Genomic DNA, 22383 nt, shown 5'->3' with positions numbered 1-22383 from the left:
ACACCCTTAGTCGCTTGGTGGATCGGCAGATCGACAGGCGAAACAAAAAAATTCCACTGAGGGCAAAATCGCTAGAATCCGAGGCTTATCTTTGTAGGAAAAAGGAAATTCCCGTGTCAGCCCAACTCGTGCCGTACGACAGCCTGAATGCTTTGCAGCGTCAACAAGTCGAGGCGATTGAAATCCATGCCGAGCAGATCAAGTTCTCCGGCGATATTCACGGTGCGTTGCACACCTTGTTGTCGAAACCCGGCCCCGGCGTGAAGGGTTTTGCCTTGCTGGCGGATGAAGTGCCGGTGGCGTTTCTGCTGCTCAAGCGCCCGCCCGTGTTGCCGGCCTGGGCTGATGAACACAGCGCCACCTTGCATGCGTTGCAGGTTGATCGCCGCGCGCAGGGCAAGGGTTATGGCAAGGCGTGTCTGCAAGCGCTGCCCGAGGTCGCGCGTCAGGCGTGGCCGGAGATCAAAGGGCTGGAGTTGTCGGTGGACGCTGACAATGACGCGGCGATTGCGCTGTACGCCAAGCACGGCTATGTCGACAGCGGCGAAGCGTACAAGGGCCGGATCGGTTACGAACGGCGCATGGGGCTGGTTTTCTAAGTAAGGATGATCGACTCAGTCGAAGCGCTGGAAGCGATTTACTGACTGCCGCACGAGCGGGCGATGCGCAAGCAGATCGCCCTTTCTGACACATGGCGTGAACACACCACTGCTCCCACAAGGGTTTTTGATGATCGTTCCCACGCTCTGCGTGGGCATGCAGCCGGGGACACTCTGCGTCCCAAAGTCGTGACGCAGAGCATCACGGGAGGCATTCCCACGCAGAGCGTGGGAACGATCAGCGTGGTAACGATCATGGGTTTTGCGGTGTTGTCAGAGGGTCAGGATCATCTCGTGCCACGCCATGCCGCCGTGATCCGACTCCGACGGTTTGATGTAGGCAAAGCCAAACCCGGCGTACAGCGGAATATGCTTTTCCTTGCACATCAAATGAATCGTCGCCTTGTCCATCCCGCGCATGCGCTCGATAAACTCAGCCATCAAGCGCTTCGCCAGCCCCTGCCCCTGATAATCCGGGTGCACCACCACCGACATGATCACCACGTTCGGCCCTTTCGGGTCATGGCCGATCAGCTCCTTGAACGCCTCGTCCGACATCTGCACATCAAACGCCGCGCCCGAATTGACGAAACCCGCCACCACGCCATCCACTTCCGCCACGACAAAGCCTTCCGGCCAGGTGGCAATACGCGTGGCGATTTTCTCGCGGGTGGCGGCTTCGTCGCCTTCGTAAGCAACGGTTTCGATGGCGTAGCAGCGATCCAGATCAGCGGCGGTGACGTTGCGGATGACGGTGTTCATGGCGGCTCGGAAATCAGCAGAAGAAAGTGCCGAAAGCATAAAGGAATCGCGGGGGCATATCGATCCGCACACGGCGCAAACGCATGAGGCGGATCCTTTGATCCGCCTGATCGCTGGAGGCTCAGGCCTTGGTATCGACCGGCACGCAGATTTCCAGTTTGCCAGTGTGCAGGCGCGGGTTGAAATCGGCGCTGTAACGCTCCAGTTCCGGGGCGTTCAGCTCGACGTAATGAGAGGTCGGCAACCAGGTTTTGTAGATGTATTGCAGGGTTTGCGGCAACTGATCGAGCGGCCCTTTGTGTTCGAACACCGCGTATTGACGGGGCAGCACTTCGACCCAGCGATAGACGTCCTGCGGCAGTTCGTCGAGCTTGGTGATTTCCACGCCGGCGATGTAATCGAAGCCGCCCTTGCCGTCGAAATTGCAGCACACGCCGTAGGTCACTTCGCCTTTTTGCCCGGGAATTCGCCCCAGATGAGGCAGGAATTTCTCCCACAGCGCCGGGATGTCCTTGGCGGTGTCTTGGGTAAATCGATCGCCAAATCCTGCAATCAGCAGGAAGTGTCCATGTTCGAAGCGAGGTTCAGCCACTTCGACGCGTGTTTGCTCATCCATGACTCGACTCCTGGCACAAAAAAGGGGTTCGGCTGGGAGTATAGAAAGCCAAACCCGTTTCGCACGGTTACAGCGAATGCAACTGCTCGACGGCACCGGAACCGACGAATTCGTTGTAGCCGGATACGATCACGTACACCGCGAAATAGCAGAAGATCGCTGCAGATGCCATGTAGGAATAGCGCAAAAGCTTGTCGCCCAGCAGCTTGCCACCGTGGCTGGCAGCAAAGCACAAACCGGCCGACCAGAGCAGCCCGGCGCAGAGGAAACCACCGAGGAACAGCGCCGAACTCACCGGGCCACCGCCACCGGAGCGGGCGATCAGCGTGCCGCCCACCGCAGCGAACCAAAGAATCGCGCTCGGCGACGACATGGCGAGAAAAATCCCACGAAAGAATTCCTTGCGATGGGAGTTCTGCCCCACCTCCGCCGTCTCGGCCAGCAGCGCTTCGTGATGGATCGCCGAGTAAATCATCTTCGCCGCAAAGTAGATCAGCAGCGCCGAACCGCCGATCCACAGCACCCAGCGTACGCTTTCGTATTGCAGCAGAACGGTCATCCCGGCCAGCGCCAGCACCGCGTAAATCAGGTCGCCGACGCAGGTGCCGAGGCCCAGCGCGAAGCCTTGAAAGTAACCGCGCTGCATCGCCAATGTGATCATTGCGATGTTGGCCACGCCGATATCCAGGCACAGCGAAAGGCTCAGCAAGAAGCCGCTGGTGAATTCCATCAACCATTTTCCTTGGAAAAATTTGTTAACAAACGGGCTGGACAGTATGCCATCACTGACCTTATCTTCCGCCACAGGTCACCGCAGTGACCAGCGTCGCTCGGACGGTTCCGGGCGCTTACGTTATCCGAGGCAACAATGGCCGAACAAGGTTCGCCGCGCCGCTTTGCGCGCATAGATCGACTCCCCCCTTACGTTTTCAACATCACCGCCGAGCTGAAGATGGCCGCGCGTCGTCGTGGTGAAGACATCATCGACTTGAGCATGGGCAACCCCGACGGGGCCACGCCGCCGCACATTGTCGAAAAACTCGTACAAGTGGCCCAACGCGAAGACACCCACGGTTACTCGACGTCCAAGGGCATTCCGCGCCTGCGCCGAGCGATTTCCAACTGGTACAAGCAACGCTACGAAGTCGATATCGACCCGGAAAGCGAAGCCATTGTCACCATCGGTTCCAAGGAAGGCCTGGCGCATTTAATGCTCGCGACCCTCGATCAGGGCGACACCGTACTGGTGCCGAACCCGAGCTACCCGATTCATATTTACGGTGCGGTGATTGCCGGTGCCCAAGTGCGTTCGGTGCCGCTGGTGCCCGGTGTGGACTTCTTCGATGAGCTGGAACGGGCGATTCGCGGCTCGATTCCGAAACCGAAAATGATGATCCTCGGCTTCCCGTCGAACCCGACTGCGCAGTGCGTGGAACTGGATTTCTTCGAGCGGGTGATCGCCCTCGCCAAGCAATACGACGTGCTGGTGATTCACGATCTGGCCTACGCCGACATCGTCTACGACGGCTGGAAAGCCCCATCGATCATGCAAGTGCCGGGCGCCAAAGACATCGCGGTGGAGTTTTTCACCCTGTCCAAGAGCTACAACATGGCGGGCTGGCGCATTGGTTTCATGGTCGGCAATCCGGAACTGGTTAACGCCTTGGCGCGGATCAAGAGCTACCACGACTACGGCACGTTCACCCCGCTGCAAGTCGCGGCGATCGCGGCGCTGGAAGGTGATCAGCAGTGCGTGCGCGACATCGCCGAGCAGTATCGGCAGCGTCGCAATGTGTTGGTAAAAGGCCTGCATGAACTGGGCTGGATGGTCGAGAATCCGAAGGCGTCGATGTACGTCTGGGCGAAGATTCCCGAGGCATATGCGCATCTGGGTTCGCTGGAATTCGCCAAGAAACTGCTGGCTGAAGCGAAGGTTTGCGTCTCGCCGGGGGTGGGGTTTGGTGAGTATGGCGACGATCACGTGCGCTTTGCGCTGATCGAAAACCAGGATCGGATTCGTCAGGCTGTGCGCGGCATTCGCGGGATGTTCCGGGCCGATGGCCTGGTTACCAAATAACTGACACCCATCCCCTGTAGGAGCTGCCGCAGGCTGCGATCTTTTGATCTGGTTTTTTACAATCAAAAGATCGCAGCCTCGTTTCACTCGACAGCTCCTACAGGTGCCGTGTTCACGCAGACCATCACCCACAAAAAAACCGCATCGCTGCGGTTTTTTTGTGTCTGCGAGAAGCGCTTAAACGAACAGCGACAGCAGCAGGATGAAGCCCAACGCAACCACCGACAGGATGGTTTCCATCGCTGTCCAGGTCTTGAACGTCTCGGCCACGGTCATGTTGAAGTACTGCTTCACCAGCCAGAAACCGGCGTCGTTCACGTGCGACAGGATCAACGAACCGGCGCCGGTCGCGAGTACCAGCAACTCACGGTTAACGCCCGGAATCATCCCCACCACCGGCACCACAATGCCCGCGCCAGTGATGGTTGCAACGGTTGCCGAACCAGTCGCGATACGGATCACCGCCGCCACCAGCCATGCCAGCAGGATCGGCGAGATCTGTGCGCTGACCGCCATGTGGCCGATCACGTCGCCCACGCCGCTGGTCACCAGCATCTGCTTGAAGCCACCGCCCGCACCGATGATCAGAATGATCGCGGCGGTTGGCGCCAGGCTCGCGTCCAGCCACTTGAGCATCTGTTGCGAACCGATGCCTTGTTTGTGACCGAAGGTGTACAGCGACAGCAGCAACGCCAGCAGCAGTGCGGAGATCGGGTGACCGATCATGTCCATCCAGGTGCGGAAGAAGTGACCGTCCGGCAGCGCGACGTCGGCGAAGGTTTTCAGCAGCATCAGGAACACCGGCAGCAGCACGGTAACCAGGGTGATACCGAAGCTCGGCAGGCTCGCCGAGTCATCGTTTTCACGGGCCAATTGATCGACCAGTTCCTGATTCGGGTGACCCGGAATGTGCTTGGCGATGAAGGTACCGAAGATCGGACCGGCAATGATCGCGGTTGGCAGCGCCACGATCAGACCATAAAGAATGGTCTTGCCGATGTCCGCGCCGAACACGCCGATGGCCAGCAACGGGCCCGGGTGCGGTGGCACCAGACCGTGCACGGCGGACAGACCGGCGAGCAGCGGGATACCGATCTTGATAATCGATACGCCAGTGCGGCGCGCCACGATGAACACCAGTGGAATCAGCAGAACAAAGCCGATTTCGAAGAACAGCGGGATGCCGACCAGAAACGCGGCGAACATCATCGCCCACTGGACTTTGTCCTTGCCGAACGCACGAATCAGGGTTTGGGCAATCTGATCCGCCCCGCCCGATTCAGCCATCATTTTGCCGAGCATGGTGCCCAGCGCGAGGATGATGCCGACGAAACCGAGCACGCCACCGAAGCCGTCCTGGAACGCTTTGATGATGGTGCCGATCGGCATACCGGAAGTCAGACCGAGGAACGCGGCAGCGATGGTCAGGGAAATAAACGGGTGCAGCTTGAACTTGGTGATCAGGACAATCAGTCCGATCACGGTGACCACTGCATCAAGCAGCAGAAACGCGTCGTGGGACATGCCAAACATTGGGGGTGTCTCCTGGATTGTTGTTGTTATTAAAGCGGGTTAAACAGAAATCGTGAGGACAGCGCTATCTCTTTCAACACACTCATACCGCCTGTTTCAGACCGTGGGCCTGCCACCAGACGTGAGCCTGCGAAGCCAGTTCTTCAACGCTGTGGATCGAAGCGTTCAGCGCCAGGGTCAACGGCTCGCCCTTGGGCGATTCGAGGGTGGCGAACTGGCTTTCGATCAACGTGGCCGGCATGAAGTGGCCCGGACGATGGGACACACGTTCAGCGGCGACTTCAGGGGTCAATTCAAGAAACACGAAGCCCAGGCCCGGCAAGGCGCTGCGCAACACTTCGCGATAACTGTGTTTAAGGGCCGAGCAGGTCAGCACCGGGCGTTTGCCCAGCGCATCGACGCGACGCAGTTCGACGCACAGGCTGTCGAGCCAGCCGGCGCGGTCGTCGTCGTTCAGGGGGATCCCCGCGCTCATCTTTTCGATGTTCGCGGCCGGATGGAAAGTATCGCCTTCAATGGCAGTGGCGCCGCTCAATTGGCACAGGGCCTCGCTGACGCACGTCTTGCCGCAACCGGCAACGCCCATGATGACCAGGGCGGTGATGGGATGACTCATATAACACCTCAGCGCGCAGACAGCGCTACCTTTGCTAGCTATGACTCTAGTGCACAGGCAGAAGTTGCCGACGCCTTCTTGTCGTTTTTTTGGGTTGCAGCAGGTTTGCGCCCAACGCCAAAAAGCGAAGATCAGGCAGGACCTCGCTTACGCATTTACAGCTGCATCAGGACAGCGCTACCTTAGTGCCTTGATTTTTGTTTGGCAAGCCGTCGATGACCACCCCTAAAAACGATAAAAATACCCGCACCACCGGCCGTCCCACCCTGAATGAAGTTGCCCGCCTGGCCGGTGTCAGTCCGATTACCGCCTCCCGCGCCTTGCGTGGGGTCAGCACCGTGGCCACCGAACTGGTAGAAAAAGTCCGCAAAGCCGCCCTCGAACTCAACTACGTGGTCAACCCTGCCGCCCGCGCTCTGGCCTCGGCGCAGAGCCATTCGGTGGTGGTTTTGGTGCCATCGTTGTCCAACCTTTTGTTTATCGACACGCTGGAAGCCATTCATCGGGTGCTCACGCCCAAGGGCTTCGAAGTGCTGATCGGCAACTTTCACTATTCCCGCGATGAAGAAGAAAACCTCCTGCGCAACTACATGGCCTATCAGCCGCGCGGGTTTCTGTTGACCGGATTTGATCGCACGGAAAGTTCGCGACGGATGATCGAGGCGAGCAACATTCCTTGCGTGTACATGATGGAACTCGACAGCGCTGCCGGGGTGAATTGCGTCGGGTTTTCGCAGCTGAGTGCCGGGGAGACGGCGGCTGAGCATTTGCTCTCTCGTGGGCGCAAGCGTCTTGCTTACATTGGCGCGCAACTCGATCAACGTACGTTGTTGCGCGGTGAGGGTTTTCGCAAAGCACTGCAGAAGGCCGGGCGTTACGACCCGGATCTGGAAGTGCTGACGCCGCGTGCTTCGTCGGTGGGCTTGGGTGGGGAATTGTTTTTGCAGTTGCTCGCGGCGCATCCGGATGTTGATGCGATCTTTTTTGGTAACGACGATTTGGCGCAGGGTGCTTTGCTGGAAGCGTTGCGCAATGGCATCAAGATTCCTGAACAGGTGGCGATTCTCGGTTTTAACGACTTGCCGATGTCCGAACACATGGTGCCGCGCTTGAGCAGCATTAACACCCCGCGTGAGGCGATCGGCCGGCGTGCGGCGGAGCAGATGTTGACGTTGATGGCGGGTAACTCGGTCGCGCGCCCGGTGGAAGACATGGGCTTCGAACTGAAGATTCGCGAAAGTACCTGACGCCTGAATTCCCTGGGCACAAATCCCGGGTTGAAAAATGATCCCCGTAGGAGCTGCCGCAGGCTGCGATCTTTTGATCTGATCTTTTAAAATCAACATCAAAAGATCGCAGCCTTCGGCAGCTCCTACAGTTTTAGGTGAAGCTCACAAATACGGCGTTGAAACACAAACCCTGTGGGAGCGAGCCTGCTCGCGAAAGCGGTTATTCAGATAAACCTGTGCCGTCTGACACGGCGCTTTCGCGAGCAGGCTCGCTCCCACATTGGATCTCCACCGTTTCTAGTGACTGAGCAGATCAACGAGGGCCAATGCGCCTTTCTGTAGCGGCTGGCTTTTGAGCCACACCGCATGCACCGGCATCACCAGACCGTTTTCGATATTGCGAAAATTCAGGCGTTTCAGCCGGCCGTTATCCAGTCTCGATTGCACCACCGACAACGGAAAATTGCCCCAACCCAATCCCGCCTCAACCATTTCCATCGCCGTCTCAAGACTGTCGGTGCGCCAGTACGATTCCGCCACCAAGGGCCGCGTCTCGCTAATCGGTAAATCGCGACTGGCGACAATGATCTGCCGCACATGCACCAGATCTTCCAGAAACAAATCCTGCCCCCGCAACAACGGGCTGTCCGCCGCCAGCGTGGCGATCATCCGTTCGCTGCCGACGAACTGAAAACGCTCCAGCACGTTCATGCTCAACCCGGCGAACGCCAGGCACACACTGACACGACCACTGTGCAGCATCGCCAGCACGTCATCCTGCGGCGCGGTCAGCACTTCGATATCGAGCAGCGGATGGCGCTCGGCGATCACCTTGATCGCCGCGAGCAAACGCCGCCGATCAATGTCCGCAACCACGCCAATCGACAACTTGCTCTCCAGCCCCAACGACAACTCCACCGCGTGCACTTGCAGTTGCTTGAGTTGCTCGGCGATTAGCCGCGCGTGCGGCACCAGTGACAGCGCCATCGCCGTGGGTTGTGGCTCGCGATGACTGCGGTCAAACAGCAGATAACCGAGTTCGGCCTCAAGGTTGCCAATACTCATGCTCACCGCCGATGGCACCCGACCCAATGCCCGAGCCGCCGCCGAAAACGAGCCGCGCTCAATCACCGCAAGAAACAACTCGATGCTGTCGCTGTTGAAATTCACTTCATCTACCTATCACCAAAACTGAAAGCTACTGACTTTTTCTGTCAGCCCTATTGAAGCTATCTTTCGTCGCCTTCGCCAGTCCCGCTGGCCAACAAACGGCAAGAAAGAGGCAATTCCCATGCAAGGCGTCAAACGCAAACTGGTCTACGTGTCGCTCTACGAAGTGATCGGCATGACCTTCTCCGCCCTCGGTCTGGCGCTGTTGTCCGGCACATCCCCGGGCAGCACCGGGCCGCTGGCGGTGATCATCACCACCATCGCCGTGACCTGGAACTTCATTTACACCTCATTGTTCGAGCGCTGGGAAAGCCGTCAGGTGTCGCGCACGCGCACGGTGAAACGCCGCATCGCCCACGCCATCGGTTTTCAGTTGACCTTGATCGTGTTCCTGATTCCGTTGATTGCCTGGTGGATGAACATCAGCCTGGTGCAGGCCTTTCTGCTGGATCTGGCGCTGATCATTTTCATCCCGTGCTACACGTTCGCGTTCAACTGGCTGTTCGACCGGATTTTCGGTTTGCCGGCCTCGGCACTGCCGGATTCGGCGGCTGCGGCATAAATCGTTAATTCGTAAGCAGATATTGCAAGAAATCAGCGGTTTCCCGGCGCAAATCGCTGATCTTCACAATCCGTGGTTTCCGATAGCAGGCTAAGCTTTTCCATCAATAAAAAATGGATCTGCCCATGACTGCACACGCCCCCGCCGCCGCGCAAAGCGACGGCATCGATCCGATCCGCGCTGCCGAAGTTTCCGCCCGTATCGACCGTCTCCCCGCCGTCGCGACGATCTGGCGATTGGTGGCGCTGCTATCGATCGGTGGTTTCTTTGAACTCTACGATTTATTCCAGACCGCCTACATTAGCCCCGGACTGATCCGCGACGGCATCTTCGCCACCGGCAATCAGGGCGTGTTCGGTTTCTCCGATCAAGCGGCGTTCGCTTCGGCGACGTTTCTGGGATTGTTCCTCGGCGCCAGTCTGCTCAGCCCGATGGCGGATCGTTTCGGTCGCCGCGCGATCTTCACCTTCGCACTGGTTTGGTACACCGTGGCGACGGTGTTGATGGGTATTCAGAGTTCGGCGCTGGGCATCATCTGCATGCGCTTTCTGGTCGGCATCGGTTTGGGCATCGAGTTGGTGACCATCGACGCTTACCTCTCGGAACTGGTGCCCAAACGCATGCGCAGTTCCGCGTTCGCTTTCGCGTTTTTCGTGCAGTTTCTCTCGGTGCCGGCAGTGGCGTTGATGTCGTGGTGGCTGGTGCCGCAAGCGCCGTTCGGTGTGTCCGGCTGGCGTTGGGTGGTGTTGGCCAGCGCGGTGTTTGCGCTGTTTATCTGGTGGTTGCGCAAGCGTCTGCCGGAGTCGCCACGCTGGTTGGCGCAGCACGGTCGATTCGACGAAGCCAACCGGATTCTCGATAACATCGAGGCACGCTGCGAGAAGGATCATGGCCAGCCCTTGGATACGCCGGAAACAGTGTCGGTCGATGTTGAAGGCAAGGGTCGTTTCGCCGACATCTGGCAACCACCGTATCGCCGCCGCGCCTTGATGCTGATCGTCTTCCACGTCTTTCAAGCGATCGGTTTTTTCGGTTTTGGCAATTGGTTGCCGGCGCTGCTGTCCGGCCAGGGCGTGAGCGTCACCCACAGTTTGATGTACGCGTTCATCATCACCCTCGCCTACCCGCTCGGGCCGCTGCTGTTCGTCAAGTTCGCCAACCGTTTCGAGAACAAATGGCAGATCGTCGGCTCGGCCCTCGGTGCGATGACCTTCGGTACCTTGTTCGCCTTGCAGACCAGTGCGTTCGGGCTGATCTTTTGCGGGGTGATGATCACCTTCTGCAACGCCTGGCTGAGCTTCAGTTATCACTCGTACCAGAGCGAGTTGTTCCCGACCAATATTCGCGCCCGCGCGGTAGGGTTCTGCTATTCCTTCAGTCGTTTGTCGACGGTGTTCAGCAGCCTGCTGATCGGCTTTTTTCTCGACAGTTTTGGCACGCCCGGCGTGTTGGCGTTCATTGCCAGCAGCATGTTGATCGTGATGCTGACCATCGGCTACTTCGGCCCGCGCACGCGTAATCTGGCGTTGGAGAACATTGCCCATCGCTGACCGGCATAACGGTCATCCGCTGCCGCTCACCGGCAAGGGATGACCGCTTGCTCAACCGCGACAAATCTCAATTCATTGAAATGAAAAGACTTATCTGAAAGGCACGGTAATTGCTCCGCTACCGGGGTCAGTCATTACCACAGGTTTATCCATCATGTTCGTCAGTGCCAAACAACCGCTGATCATCCACCTGCCCAAACAAGTGAATGACGACGCAACGGCCACCGCGGCCGCCGGTTTGCAGAGTGGCCTGCACGGCGCCATGCTGCAAAACCTGCAGAATCAGACCCAACTCCAATCGAGCCAGACCGCTTCGACGGTGCAGACCTCGGCCACGCAGATTGCCACGCAACAAGTCAGCGAAGCATCACGCATCAGCGACAACGTTGACGAGGCATTCGCCAAGACCCGTGTGGGTCTGCAAACCACCGACACTTCCGATGCGAGCCAAACCAGCGGCACTTCCGCCACCGACGCGTTCAAGGACTATATGAGCAAGTCGCCGGAACAGCGCCTGCGTGACAGCATCTTGCAGTCAATGGGCCTGACCGAGGACGACATCAAAGCCATGCCGCCAGCCCAACAACAGGCGATCGGCAAAGAGATCGCCGAGCGCTTGCAGGACAAGATGAAGTTGGCGGAATCGGAGAAAAACAACGACGTGAAGGACAGCGATAAAACGGCGGACAAATTCCTCGCTGCCCTCTAATCCGAAGATCTGCACAAAACCAATGTGGGAGCGGGCTTGCTCGCGAAAGCGGTGTATCAGTGAAATTTCCACCGACTGACACACCGCTTTCGCGAGCAAGCCCGCTCCCACAAGTTTTGTGTTGTTTAGAAAATGTCAGTTCAGTTGCAGGGTTTCGTTGAACTGGCTGATGGCATCGACGACGTGACGTGAGCCTTGCTGAATCTCTTGAATCACTGCCCCCGCCTCGTTCGCCAGCTCCACACCAAGTCCGGTACGGCTGAGACTCGACTGCATGCTCGACACCGCACTCAGCGACAGGTCGTGGTTGCGGCGCACAACGTCGACGATCTCTAAAGTAGCCTGACTCGTTCTTGCCGCCAGACTTCGCACCTCATCCGCGACCACGGCAAACCCGCGCCCGTGCTCGCCGGCACGCGCCGCTTCGATCGCGGCGTTGAGCGCCAGCAGGTTGGTCTGATCGGCAATCCCGCGAATGGTCTGGACGATGGTGCCGATGATGTCTGACTGTTTGCTGACCGCATCGATGCTGACTGCCGCTTCGTTGAGGTCGCGAGAAATGTCCTGAATGATCTGCACCGTTTGCTGCACGACTTGTGAGCCTTTTTGCGCGCAGGCGTCGTTTTGTACCGAGGTGCTGTGGGCCGATTCCGCGGCGTTCTGCAGCGTGGTCATTTGTTGGGTGATGTCGCTGGCGAACTTGACCACTTTGTACAAGCGGCCCTTGGCGTCGAACAGCGGGTTGTACGAGGCTTCGAGGTAAACCATGTGCCCGGACTTGTTCTTGCGCTCGAAACGGTGCGAGTGATATTCGCCGCGATTGAGCGAAGCCCAGAAGGCTTTGTATTGCGACGACTCGGATTCGCTGCGGTGGCAGAACATGCTGTGGTGATGCCCAACGACTTCGTTGTGCGCGTACTGCATGGTCTTGAGAAAGTTGTCGTTGGCGGTGATGACATTGCCTTCCGGGGTGAACTCGATCACGGCCATCGAGCGACCGATCGCCGCGAGCATGGCTTCTTGTTCATGCTCCTTGTTCATCCGCGCGGTAATGTCGGACGCCACTTTGATCACACTTTTAACTTGCTTGTCCGGGCCATACACCGGCATGTAACTGGCTTCGAGCCAGACTTCCTTGCCACTTTTGTTCAAACGCAGAAACGTCCCGCTGATCGGTTCACCACGGGCCAGGTCGCGCCACAACTTGGCGTATTCCTCGCTGCGATAAAACGCTTCTTCACAGAAGATCCGGTGATGTTTGCCGCGCACTTCATCGGCGCCATAGCCCATGGTTTTACAGAAATTTTCGTTAGCATCCAGAACGATGCCGTCGGGGGTGAATTCGATCATCGCCATCGAACGGCTGATCGCGGCCAACTTGGCATTGGCCTCGGTCAAGGCACAGCTGAATCGTTCGATTTCCAGCAGGTCAGCCTTGTGATGTAGGTTAAACATGGTTGTATCACCTTCCGCGCGGACTTTTGATTTGATGAAAGTTCAGGTCTTTCACGATCCACCACTACGTTCCAAAGAACAGGCACACGCATTCCTCCACGGGAGGAAGTTGTCAGGTGATAAATGATGGTCAATCGGAGAGTCCATGCAGCGACGCTCTAATCAAGACATCCTTCTCTTGATAGCCCGCTCGCGGGCCAGCCCTAACGCGTTGAAGAACTTCCATTTAAAAAATGCTCCTTGTTGGTTCAGTGTCGGTGCCTTGGGTTGCGCACTCTGGCAGCATGAATTTGCAGACTAACCGTGCACGGTCGACATAGTTAGTTACAGAGCAGCATAGCTAGCGCAAAACCTTGCGCAAGGCCACTAGTCGGCCAGTAGTGAGGACTTTTTGCACAAGAATCGGTTCAGCGGAAAATGAACAGCCCCCTGTAGGAGCTGCCGAAGGCTGCGATCTTTGGACTTTGATTTTTTTAAGATCAAAAGATCGCAGCCTTCGGCAGCTCCTACAGGGGGCGGCGTTGGGAATTAGAGGCTGTTGCTGACTTTGGTAGCCACTTCTGCTGGCACCCACGATTTCCACACCTGCGGCTGATCGCGTAAAAACGCCTGCGCCACCACCCTCGGTTGCAAACGTTTTTCACTCATCCCCGCCAGCGTCTGGTTCAACAGATCAATCGGCAAGTCGACCTTCTCAAAAAACGTCACCAGCTCCGGATACTGCGCCTTGAACGGCGCCGACACGCCAATCGCCAGACTCGCCGGCATCGACCGCGTGCCTTTGGGATTCGGATTATTGGCATCGGCCAAGGTCTTCCAGGCTTCGGCATCAAACGGCGGTTCCTCGAGTTTCACCAGTTTGAAACGCCCTAGCAGCGGCGTCGGTGACCAGTAATAGAACAACACCGGTTTGCCACGTTTGATCGACGACGCCACCTCGGCATCCAGCGCCGCGCCGGAGCCGGTGCGGAAGTTGACGAAGCTGTCGTTGAGCGCATAGGCCTTGAGCTTCTGAGTGTTGACGATCTCCGATGTCCAACCCGTCGGGCTGTTGAGGAAACGCCCGCGGCTCGGGTCTTCGGGATCACGGAACACGTCTTTGTAGCGCGGCAGATCCGCCACCGATTTCAGCTCCGGCGCCAAGGGTTTGATGCCGCGCTCAGGGTCGCCCTTGATCACGTACTCCGGCACCCACCAGCCTTCGGTGGCACCTTTCACTGTATCGCCGAGCCCAAATACTTTGCCTTCAGCAGCAGCCTTGACCCACGCCGGACTGCGCCCGGCCCACTCTTCGCCGATCACTTGAATATCGTTTTTTGCCAACGCTGCTTCGAGGCTGACGGTGCTGCCCGGCAGCGTATCGGTTGGGTAGCCGTAGCCTTTTTCGACAATCAGGCGCAGCACTTCGGTGATGAAACTGCCGCTCTCCCAGGTGATGTCACCGAAGTGAATCGGCGCGGTTTTCTCCGTTGCAGAAACTGCCCCGACGCTCAAGCTCAGCGCCAGCAGCGAACCGCCGAGCAGGGTTTTGATCGATCTCATGCAGACCTCTTGTCTTGTAGGAATTGGTTGGCGCTGTGGCGATCGCACAGGGCTTGGGAACGGGTCATGTACACGCTGACCGAGCGCTGGGAGATGCCCAGTTCGGCAGCAATTTGCGGGTAGGTCAGGCCATCGACGCGGGCGAGCAGAAAGGTCGAACGGACTTTGCCGGGCAGGCGTTGCAGGCTGTGATCGAGGCGTTTCAGGGTTTGCGACAGTTGCGCGAGATGTTCGGGCGAAGCGGTGCCCTCCTCATCGCCCTGTAGCTGATGCCGACGCTGCAAATCCGCACGGCGCCAGTGTTGATAAAGCAGGCGTTGGGCAACAGTGGTGAGCAAGGCGCGGGGCTCGCGGATCGCGGTCAGTGATGATGATTCAAGCAGTTGCGCGAAGGTTTCGGCGGCGATGTCTTCAACGCTCGCCGCGTCGTACAGATGCCGACGCAGATAGGTGCAAAGCCAGTGGTGATGGGCGCGGAACAGGCCGGCCAGGTGTTGGCGATGGGAAAGGTCGGCGCCGGACATAGGGGCTCCTGGGTTAGGGGTCGCTGAATGTCCGGTGTTCCGGTGGCGCGATCGTAGCAAGGCGCCTTATGCATTAATAATATTTAAATTTCATTTTTATATTCGATTATGGAATACAAGATCAAAAGATCGCAGCCTTCGGCAGCTCCTACAGTAGTACGTAGGAGCTGCCGAAGGCTGCGATCTTTCAACGCAAGCGGCCATACCCCAACTCCTCAGCCTCACGCTGGTAGTCGAGCACCACCTGATAATCACCCTCTCCCGCCGCCAACACCTCAGGCAATCCCAACGTTTGCACAACATCCGGAAGTTCGTGCAACGACTGATTCATCACTTGTCGCAGCCGCTCGATCTGTTCATCCGTAGCACTGGCGACGGTGATAAAAGGCAACGTCGGACTGAACGCACTGCGCGCAACAACACGTAACCCCCTGACTTCCTCAGGCGCATGCTGCGCGAGGTAGGCGTAGGTGACGCTGTCGATGGCGGCCAGATCTGCGCGCTTCTCACGCAACCAGCGCAGGCTTTCACGGTGACCGCCGCTGATGCCGACCGTGGAGAAGAATTGCCCATCGCGATGCAACGGGGCGAGGCGCTGACGCAACAGGTTCATGCCGCTGTTGGAGTCGTCGCTGTTGATCACGCCGCGACTGTCGCGAAAGGCTGGCAAGGTTTTGCGTGGGTCATCGGCACGGCTAAGGATCAGGCTGCAATGGTTGCCGGCACTGGCGTCCGGGAGTTCGTAGCGTGGGCGGCCGATCACACGAACCTGGCCTTTTAATGCCGTCATCAATGGATAGCCGCAGGTTTGTGTAAGCAGGAGATTGGGGGATAACCAGAGTTCGCGCAGTGACAGGGTTTCAGCGCTCAGGCGCGTGTGACCGAGGTGGTCAAGGATGCGCGCGAGCCAGCGCTCGTTGGCCACACGGATAGGCTCGGGGGCGGTGTACATGAGGAGCTCGGCGTGGTGTTGAGTCATACGCATATTTCCTGACAACAGATTTCCAACTGTAGGAGTGAGCCTGCTCGCGATAGCGGTGTAACAGTAAAAACCACTTTGAATGACACACCGCCTTCGCGAGCAGGCTCGCTCCTACAGGGGATATATGGAGTGCTTGAAATTAGTGATAAGGATGCTCGGGGCTGTCGATCGGTCTGACGCCATGCTCCCGCCACAACTGCCCATACCCTTGCACCAGAAACCCGCCACTCCTCGCCACCCATTGCTCGCGATTCGCGCGATACACCTTGGGCAAGTCGTACCACGCCAGCCCCGGCAAATCATGATGCACCAGATGAAAATTCAGATTAAGAAACAGCCAGCGCCACGGCCATCCGGCTTCGTTCAGCACCGTGCGCTGCTCCGGTTGCGCGTGCGGTCGATGTTCGTAGTAGGAGCGGATCATCGCAATCGACAGCGCCGGCACACTGATCAACAACAAGTAGTGCCACACCGGCAACACGCTGTAGCGCGCGATAAACCACAACATCAGCAGCGTGAACGCGCCATGCGTCAGCCACATCAGCCAGGCCTGGCGCTCACGGTTTTTCAGCCGCTGCAATTCTTCACTCGCCAACGCCAGCAAGCCCAACGGCGCACCGATGGCGAAACGCCCGAGCACGGTTTTATTCAGCCAGTGCAAGCTGCGTTCAAATAGCGAACTGCCCTGCCAGCGCCCCCGCGTCAGGTAACGGCTTTCCGGATCGACACCGGGCACCGTCAGATCTTCATCGCGGTGATGCAGTAGATGGCTGTCGCGATACAACGTGTACGGATACCACACGGCAAACGGCGCATAGCCGAGAATTTTATTGAAGCGAATCCATCGCGTCGGATGGCCGTGGAGCAATTCGTGTTGCACCGACAGCCACAGCACCAGCAGCGGAATCAGCAGCACGGTACTGCAACCCCGTCCCAGCCAGTGGCTGTTGAACATGATTGCAAACCAGCCGCCATACACGCCGATCAACAACAGCCAGGTCGGCCAGTCGCTGCGAGCGGTAAAACGTTGGCGCAGGGTTTCGATGTGTTGACGGTGGGCGGCGTCGAAATAATGAGACATGGCGTTGCTCGCAGCGGGTTCCTTCCCTTTCTGTGCAACGACCACCGAGAATCTTGCAGATTATTTTGGATCAACAAGGAAGCCCGAGAACCGGGCTTCCGAAAGGCGTGATCAATGACCGAAAATATCAGTTTTCTTGGCCTTCTTCTCTGCGCGTTTTTCAATCGCGGTCTTGGCCGGTTTCTTCTTCGCGGCTTTCTTTGAATCCATACCTTTGGACATGATGCGTACTCCACTCACAGGGGATGTGAGCTCAGGTATACACCTATCCAGACGCGCGCGTTCTTTTATAATCGCCGCGAAATCTACCGACAGTCAGAACCCATGCCCGATACCCAATACAGCCTGCTCGACGCGTCTCTCTGGCCGTTGATGAACAAGTTTTACCGCAGCCACCAATCCTCGATGAAAGCCGTGCGTGACGCGCAATTGTGGGTGGCGCGACGTGGGGAAATTGTTGCGGCGTTGTGCTTGCGACCGGTGGCGGGTGGGCATTGGTTGACCGGGTTGTTTGTTGATCCGGGGTGTCGGGATCAGGGGATTGCGGCGCAGTTGATGGCAGCGGCGGTTCAGGATGTGACGGAACCGGTGTGGCTGTTCTGTCATCCGGATTTGCGCGGGTTTTATGAGCGGCGCGGGTTCCGGTTTGATCCTGAGTTGCCGCAGGCGATGGCGGAGCGATTGAGCCGGTATGCGCGGAGCAAGCCGATGATTGCGATGGGCCTGGGGTGAAGATCAAAAGATCGCAGCCTTCGGCAGCTCCTACACCTATCCCTGTAGGAGCTGCCGAAGGGTGCGATCTTTTGATTCTGGTTAATCGTCAGCTGTGGGATCGAGATCCGGGAACATCACTTCGGTAAAACCGAACTTGCTGAAATCAGTAATCCGCGACGGGTACAACCGGCCAATCAGATGATCGCACTCATGCTGCACCACCCGCGCATGAAAACCTGAAGCCACACGCATGATCGGCTCGCCCTTCGGATCAAAACCCTCGTAGCGAATCTGCTGATAACGATCCACCGCGCCACGCAAACCCGGCACCGACAAACACCCTTCAAACCCCTCCTCCATCAACGGATTCAACGGCGTGATCAGCGGGTTGATCAGGATCGTCTGCGGCACGGCCTCAGCGTCCGGATAACGTTCGCTGTGCTCGAAACCAAAGATTACCAATTGCAGATCGACGCCGATCTGCGGCGCGGCCAGGCCGACGCCGCCGACGCTTTCCATGGTCTGGAACATGTCGTCGATCAGTTGCCACAGCTCAGGGCTGTTGAACATTTCCGGCGGCACCGGCGGGGCGATGCGCAGCAAGCGCTCGTCGCCCATTTTGAGGATTTCACGGATCATGATGTGGCTTCGTCAGTGTCCGGCTTGAGCGAATGATCGCGACCCAGGCCCGAGACGTGTTGTTTGGGTTGTTCATCGAGTTCGCCGGGGACTTTCTCGCCCTCGTCTTTGCCCTCGCTGGACATGTGCTCGATCACCGCATTCATCTCCGCGCCGAGCAGCAGCACCGCAGCGGAAATGTAGAAATACAGCAAGAGCACGATGATCGCCCCGATGCTGCCATACATCGCGTTGTAGTTGGCGAAGGTTTTCACGTAGAACGCGAAACCCAACGAGGCGATGATCCACACCACCACGGCCAATACCGAGCCTGGGGTTATGAAGCGGAATTCCTGTTTGACGTCGGGCATCACGTAATAGATGAGGGCCACGGCGACCATCATCAAAATCACGATCACCGGCCAGCGCGCGATCGTCCAGATGGTCACGATGACCTCTTCCAGCCCTACTTGTGCGGCGATCCAGCCCATGACTTGCGGGCCGAGCACCATCAGTGCGGCGGCCATCAACAGCATGCCGGCGATGCCGACGGTGTAGACCACCGACAGCGGAAAGCGCTTCCAGATTGGTCGGCCTTCGACCACGTCATACGCCGCATTCATCGCGCTCATCATCAGGCGCACGCCGGCAGACGCGGTATAAAGGGCGATGACGATACCGACCGAGAGCAAGCCGCCCTTGGACTGCTGCAACTGGTCGATCACCGGGTTGACTGATTCCAGCGCCTGCGGTGGCAGCACCAGTTCCGATTGCAGGCGCAGCCAGGAGAAGAAGTCCGGCAGGTGCAGGAAACCGATCAGGGCGATCAGAAACAGGATGAACGGGAACAGCGAGAACAGCATCTGGTAGGCCAGTGCCGAGGCGTAGGTCGACATTTCGTCATCGACGAATTCAGTGACCGTGCGCACCATCACTCGGTGCAGGGGCAGACCTTTCATGTCTGGAAATATCATTCGCGTCTCCTTTCGCCGCAATACAGGTTTGAAGTCGTGGCGACTCAGGGGCCGTTTTTTACATCAAGGTAGCTTGTTTGGCGAACCTTGGTGGGTGTCAGCAGGATTTCGACACAAAAACGGCCATCCTTGGATGGCCGCTCGTGTCTTTCGTTCAAGGCTGGATTACGCCTTGTCGACGCCTTTTTTGACAGCGTCCTTGGCTTTGCCGACCGCTTGCTGGGCTTCGCCTTTTTTCTCTTGGACTTTGCCTTCGGCCTGCAGCTTGGTGTTGTCGGTGGCTTTACCGACGCCTTGCTTGACGTTGCCGACCGCTTCGTTGGCCATGCCTTTTACTTTATCGCCTGTGCTACTCATGGTGTTTCTCCTTGGTGCAATTAGGGGGAAAAGTCAGTACGTAATGATTGACTGGCCGGGTTTGCGCCAAGTTTCATTTATTTTTCGCCGGATCATTTCGTCGCGACGAACAGGTTGGGCTTTATGTTTGCGTGCAATGCCCCGAGAATGCGCAACATAAGGGCGCCACGCGCCAGGAACCGATCCTGCAGGAATGTTATGAAACTCGATAAAACGCTCGCCATCGCCCGTAGAAACAAGGAACTGGGCGGCGCCGTGCTCGGCACCAACAATTGCCACTTCGCCGAACTGAACCGCAACCGCAACATCTGGTGGTTCGACCTGCCAGTGTCGCGTCTGGCGATTGGTCAGTACGAGTGGATTCACCTGCTGATGCACACGCCGGCCACCGACGAACTGCTGCACCTGAAAGTGCCGACGGTGTTTCTGCGTGAAAAGCTCGAAGGGCTGGTGATTCGCAATGAAGGCAAGCGCAAAGCGGCGCTGAGCCTGGAATTGAGCGCGGACAAGGATTCGTATCTGCAGGACATGCGTCCGGCGGGGACTAATGTGAATTTCGCGCCGTTCCGTCAGTAAATCAAAAGATCGCAGCCTGCGGCAGCTCCTACATGATCATTCCCACGCTCTGCGTGGGAATGCATCTAGGGACGCTCTGCGTCCCAGCAGTTCTGGACGCAGAGCGTCCGGGGCGGCATTCCCACGCGGAGCGTGGGAACGATCAAAGCCATGCTCTGCACCAACAAAAAGCCCCGCATCTGCGGGGCTTTGTGTTTTAGGCGGCGGACTTGGCCTTGATCTTCTTCAGCTCTTCATCGCGCAGTTCGCGGCGCAGGATCTTGCCGACGTTGGTGGTCGGCAGCGCATCGCGGAACTCGACCGAACGCGGCACCTTGTAACCGGTGACGTTGGCGCGCATGTGCTCCATCACCGTTTCCTTGGTCAGCGTCACGCCCGGTTTGGCGACGATGAAAATCTTGATCGCTTCGCCCGACTTCTCGTCCGGGATGCCAATGGCCGCGCACTGCAACACGCCCGGCAGGGTCGCCAGTACGTCTTCCAGTTCATTCGGATAAACGTTGAAACCAGAGACCAGAATCATGTCTTTCTTGCGATCGACAATGCGCATGTAACCGTCCGGCTGAATCAGCGCGATGTCGCCGGTTTTCAGCCAGCCGTCGCTGTCGAGCATCTCATCGGTAGCTTCCTGACGCTGCCAGTAGCCCTTCATGACTTGCGGGCCCTTGACGCACAGTTCGCCGATTTCGCCCATTGGCTGCTCGACACCGGCATCGTCGATGACTTTGCACAGGGTCGATGGCACTGGGATGCCGATGGTGCCGATCTGGATGTTCTGGATCGGATTCACCGTGGCGACCGGGCTGGTTTCGGTCATGCCGTAACCTTCGCAGATCGAGCAACCGGTCACCGCTTTCCAGCGCTCGGCAGCGGCCAGTTGCAGGGCCATGCCGCCCGACAACGTCACTTTCAGCGCCGAGAAGTCCAGCTTGCGGAAACCTTCGTTGTTGCACAGCGCCACGAACAACGTGTTGAGGCCGACGAAACCGCTGAACTTCCACTTCGACAGTTCCTTGACCATCGCCGGCAGGTCGCGCGGGTTGCTGATCAGGATGTTGTGGTTGCCGATCAGCATCATCGCCATGCAATGAAAGGTGAACGCATAGATGTGGTACAGCGGCAGCGGCGTGATCAGGATCTCGCAACCTTCATTGAGGTTCGAGCCCATCAGCGCCTTGCATTGCAGCATGTTGGCGACGAGGTTGCGGTGGGTGAGCATCGCGCCTTTGGCCACTCCGGTGGTGCCGCCGGTGTATTGCAGCACCGCGACATCGCCGCTGTGCGGGTTGGCTTCGGCCACAGGCTGGCCTTGGCCTTTACTCAACGCGTCATTGAACTTGATGGCTTTCGGCAAGTGGTAAGCCGGCACCATTTTCTTCACGTACTTGATGACGCTGTTGATCAGCAGGCGCTTGACCGGCGGCAACAGGTCGGCAACTTCGGTGACGAAAACGTGTTTGACGCCGGTTTTTGGCACCACGGTTTCGGCCAGGTGCGCCATGTTCGCCAGGCAAACAAGGGCTTTGGCACCGGAGTCGTTGAATTGGTGTTCCATTTCCCGCGCGGTGTACAGCGGGTTGGTGTTGACCACGATCAGCCCGGCACGGATGGCACCGAAGACGGCCACCGGGTACTGCAGAACGTTGGGCAGTTGCACGGCGATTCGATCACCGGGCTGCAAGTCGGTATGCTGTTGCAGATACGCGGCAAACGCACCGGACAATTCGTACAGTTCACCGTAGGTGATTGTCTTGCCCAGGTTGCTGAAAGCCGGTTTGTTGGCGAAGCGTTGGCAGGACTGCTTCAACACTGCCTGAATATTCGGGTACTCATCTGGATTGATGTCGGCAGCAATTCCAGCGGGGTACTTATCCTTCCAAAAGTCTTCGTTCATGGAAGCCCACTCCTCAGCAACGCGAATTCTTCACCGCATTTGATGCGATTATTATTGGTGTGTGTTTTGTATTGGTGAATCTGGCTTTTTGATAGGCCGAGAAGTCACAAAGCGCGCCGAGAGTAGCAGCTTTGCCGAGGGTCGACTAGAGCCAAAAGCGGCCCATACAGTCATATTTATGACTCAAGACTTGCTAACAGTCATTTTAGAGCAAAAACCCTAGAACACCTTGAAAGTCCCGCA

The 22383-nt window shown here is 57.8% G+C and carries 22 protein-coding genes and 2 pseudogenes; 8 read left to right on the top strand and 16 right to left on the bottom strand.

The window, feature by feature from the left end; genetic code table 11:
* Nucleotides 1-113: 113 nt before the first annotated feature.
* Nucleotides 114-599, top strand: a complete 486-nt coding sequence (locus ACP3TY_RS03930) for a GNAT family N-acetyltransferase (protein WP_159812775.1) — start codon at nt 114-116, stop codon at nt 597-599.
* Nucleotides 600-872: 273 nt separating this feature from the next.
* On the opposite strand, the gene ACP3TY_RS03925 is transcribed toward ACP3TY_RS03930, so the two are convergent.
* The 3 genes from ACP3TY_RS03925 to ACP3TY_RS03915 form a co-directional block, all read right to left on the bottom strand.
* The gene (locus ACP3TY_RS03925; RefSeq protein WP_053122958.1) at nt 873-1361 is read right to left on the bottom strand and encodes a GNAT family N-acetyltransferase; all 489 of its coding nucleotides are present in this window, start codon (nt 1359-1361) and stop codon (nt 873-875) included.
* Between the two features lie 121 nt (nt 1362-1482).
* Nucleotides 1483-1977 carry a GyrI-like domain-containing protein gene (locus ACP3TY_RS03920; protein WP_053122959.1) on the bottom strand — a complete coding sequence of 165 codons (495 nt, stop codon included), beginning with the start codon at nt 1975-1977 and terminating at the stop codon, nt 1483-1485.
* Nucleotides 1978-2044: 67 nt separating this feature from the next.
* A complete protein-coding gene (locus ACP3TY_RS03915) occupies nt 2045-2707 on the bottom strand; it encodes a LysE family translocator (RefSeq protein WP_212543864.1) in 663 nt (220 codons plus the stop codon).
* Between the two features lie 138 nt (nt 2708-2845).
* Here ACP3TY_RS03915 and alaC point away from each other — a divergent pair, with 138 nt between their 5' ends.
* Entirely contained in the window at nt 2846-4054 is a 1209-nt protein-coding gene (gene alaC / locus ACP3TY_RS03910; protein WP_053122962.1) for an alanine transaminase, read from the top strand.
* A gap of 177 nt (nt 4055-4231) precedes the next feature.
* Here the strand turns inward: alaC and ACP3TY_RS03905 are convergent, their stop codons facing one another.
* The gene (locus tag ACP3TY_RS03905; RefSeq protein WP_159812783.1) at nt 4232-5587 is read right to left on the bottom strand and encodes a GntP family permease; all 1356 of its coding nucleotides are present in this window, start codon (nt 5585-5587) and stop codon (nt 4232-4234) included.
* A gap of 82 nt (nt 5588-5669) precedes the next feature.
* Complete coding sequence (locus ACP3TY_RS03900) at nt 5670-6203, bottom strand: gluconokinase (protein ID WP_426619276.1); 534 nt, start codon at nt 6201-6203, stop codon at nt 5670-5672.
* 215 nt (nt 6204-6418) lie between these two features.
* Here ACP3TY_RS03900 and ACP3TY_RS03895 point away from each other — a divergent pair, with 215 nt between their 5' ends.
* Nucleotides 6419-7450: a LacI family DNA-binding transcriptional regulator gene (locus ACP3TY_RS03895; RefSeq protein ID WP_053122969.1), complete on the top strand. Its 1032-nt coding sequence runs from the start codon at nt 6419-6421 to the stop codon at nt 7448-7450.
* 279 nt (nt 7451-7729) lie between these two features.
* Here ACP3TY_RS03895 and ACP3TY_RS03890 read toward each other — a convergent pair whose 3' ends face one another.
* Nucleotides 7730-8602: a LysR family transcriptional regulator gene (locus ACP3TY_RS03890; protein ID WP_053122971.1), complete on the bottom strand. Its 873-nt coding sequence runs from the start codon at nt 8600-8602 to the stop codon at nt 7730-7732.
* A 121-nt stretch (nt 8603-8723) separates the two neighbouring features.
* On the opposite strand from ACP3TY_RS03890, the gene ACP3TY_RS03885 reads away from it, so the two are divergent.
* From ACP3TY_RS03885 to ACP3TY_RS03875, 3 genes are all read left to right on the top strand, one after another.
* Entirely contained in the window at nt 8724-9164 is a 441-nt protein-coding gene (locus tag ACP3TY_RS03885) for a PACE efflux transporter (protein ID WP_053122973.1), read from the top strand.
* A 125-nt stretch (nt 9165-9289) separates the two neighbouring features.
* Nucleotides 9290-10714, top strand: coding sequence for an MFS transporter (locus ACP3TY_RS03880; RefSeq protein WP_426619275.1), 1425 nt, complete (start codon nt 9290-9292; stop codon nt 10712-10714).
* Between the two features lie 154 nt (nt 10715-10868).
* Nucleotides 10869-11423: a hypothetical protein gene (locus ACP3TY_RS03875; RefSeq protein ID WP_426619274.1), complete on the top strand. Its 555-nt coding sequence runs from the start codon at nt 10869-10871 to the stop codon at nt 11421-11423.
* Between the two features lie 135 nt (nt 11424-11558).
* On the opposite strand, the pseudogene ACP3TY_RS03870 reads toward ACP3TY_RS03875, so the two are convergent.
* The 6 genes and pseudogenes from ACP3TY_RS03870 to ACP3TY_RS03845 form a co-directional block, all read right to left on the bottom strand.
* Nucleotides 11559-11987 (bottom strand): annotated as a pseudogene (locus tag ACP3TY_RS03870) (methyl-accepting chemotaxis protein); the annotation flags it as partial.
* A 114-nt stretch (nt 11988-12101) separates the two neighbouring features.
* Nucleotides 12102-12878, bottom strand: a pseudogene (locus tag ACP3TY_RS03865) (PAS domain-containing protein); the annotation flags it as partial.
* 528 nt (nt 12879-13406) lie between these two features.
* Entirely contained in the window at nt 13407-14420 is a 1014-nt protein-coding gene (locus ACP3TY_RS03860; RefSeq protein ID WP_426619273.1) for an ABC transporter substrate-binding protein, read from the bottom strand.
* Nucleotides 14417-14944 (bottom strand): sigma-70 family RNA polymerase sigma factor, encoded by a 528-nt coding sequence (locus ACP3TY_RS03855; RefSeq protein WP_426619272.1) that lies wholly within the window; start codon nt 14942-14944, stop codon nt 14417-14419. Before ACP3TY_RS03855 ends, ACP3TY_RS03860 begins: the two co-directional genes overlap by 4 nt.
* 187 nt (nt 14945-15131) lie before the next feature.
* Complete coding sequence (locus ACP3TY_RS03850) at nt 15132-15923, bottom strand: phosphate/phosphite/phosphonate ABC transporter substrate-binding protein (RefSeq protein ID WP_426619271.1); 792 nt, start codon at nt 15921-15923, stop codon at nt 15132-15134.
* 142 nt (nt 15924-16065) lie between these two features.
* Entirely contained in the window at nt 16066-17007 is a 942-nt protein-coding gene (locus ACP3TY_RS03845) for a fatty acid desaturase (RefSeq protein ID WP_426619270.1), read from the bottom strand.
* Nucleotides 17008-17331: 324 nt separating this feature from the next.
* Between ACP3TY_RS03845 and ACP3TY_RS03840 the strand changes: the two genes are divergently transcribed.
* Nucleotides 17332-17739 (top strand): GNAT family N-acetyltransferase, encoded by a 408-nt coding sequence (locus ACP3TY_RS03840; RefSeq protein ID WP_426619269.1) that lies wholly within the window; start codon nt 17332-17334, stop codon nt 17737-17739.
* A gap of 81 nt (nt 17740-17820) precedes the next feature.
* Here ACP3TY_RS03840 and def read toward each other — a convergent pair whose 3' ends face one another.
* The 3 genes from def to ACP3TY_RS03825 all read right to left on the bottom strand — a co-directional run bounded on the left by def (nt 17821) and on the right by ACP3TY_RS03825 (nt 19670).
* Nucleotides 17821-18360 (bottom strand): peptide deformylase, encoded by a 540-nt coding sequence (def, locus tag ACP3TY_RS03835; RefSeq protein ID WP_053122989.1) that lies wholly within the window; start codon nt 18358-18360, stop codon nt 17821-17823.
* Nucleotides 18357-19313 carry a YihY/virulence factor BrkB family protein gene (locus ACP3TY_RS03830; RefSeq protein ID WP_053122992.1) on the bottom strand — a complete coding sequence of 319 codons (957 nt, stop codon included), beginning with the start codon at nt 19311-19313 and terminating at the stop codon, nt 18357-18359. Before ACP3TY_RS03830 ends, def begins: the two co-directional genes overlap by 4 nt.
* Nucleotides 19314-19478: 165 nt before the next feature.
* A complete protein-coding gene (locus ACP3TY_RS03825) occupies nt 19479-19670 on the bottom strand; it encodes a CsbD family protein (protein ID WP_053122994.1) in 192 nt (63 codons plus the stop codon).
* A 198-nt stretch (nt 19671-19868) separates the two neighbouring features.
* On the opposite strand from ACP3TY_RS03825, the gene ACP3TY_RS03820 reads away from it, so the two are divergent.
* Nucleotides 19869-20246: a hypothetical protein gene (locus ACP3TY_RS03820; protein WP_008082340.1), complete on the top strand. Its 378-nt coding sequence runs from the start codon at nt 19869-19871 to the stop codon at nt 20244-20246.
* A gap of 196 nt (nt 20247-20442) precedes the next feature.
* Here the strand turns inward: ACP3TY_RS03820 and fadD1 are convergent, their stop codons facing one another.
* Complete coding sequence (fadD1, locus tag ACP3TY_RS03815) at nt 20443-22140, bottom strand: long-chain-fatty-acid--CoA ligase FadD1 (protein WP_212548889.1); 1698 nt, start codon at nt 22138-22140, stop codon at nt 20443-20445.
* Nucleotides 22141-22383 lie beyond the last annotated feature (243 nt).

This window comes from Pseudomonas rustica, from assembly GCF_049959085.1.
In the GTDB taxonomy this organism is placed as follows: Bacteria; Pseudomonadota; Gammaproteobacteria; order Pseudomonadales; family Pseudomonadaceae; genus Aquipseudomonas; species Aquipseudomonas rustica.
Note: the sequence above shows the minus strand (reverse complement) of the source record. Positions and strands in the feature narration are given on the sequence as shown.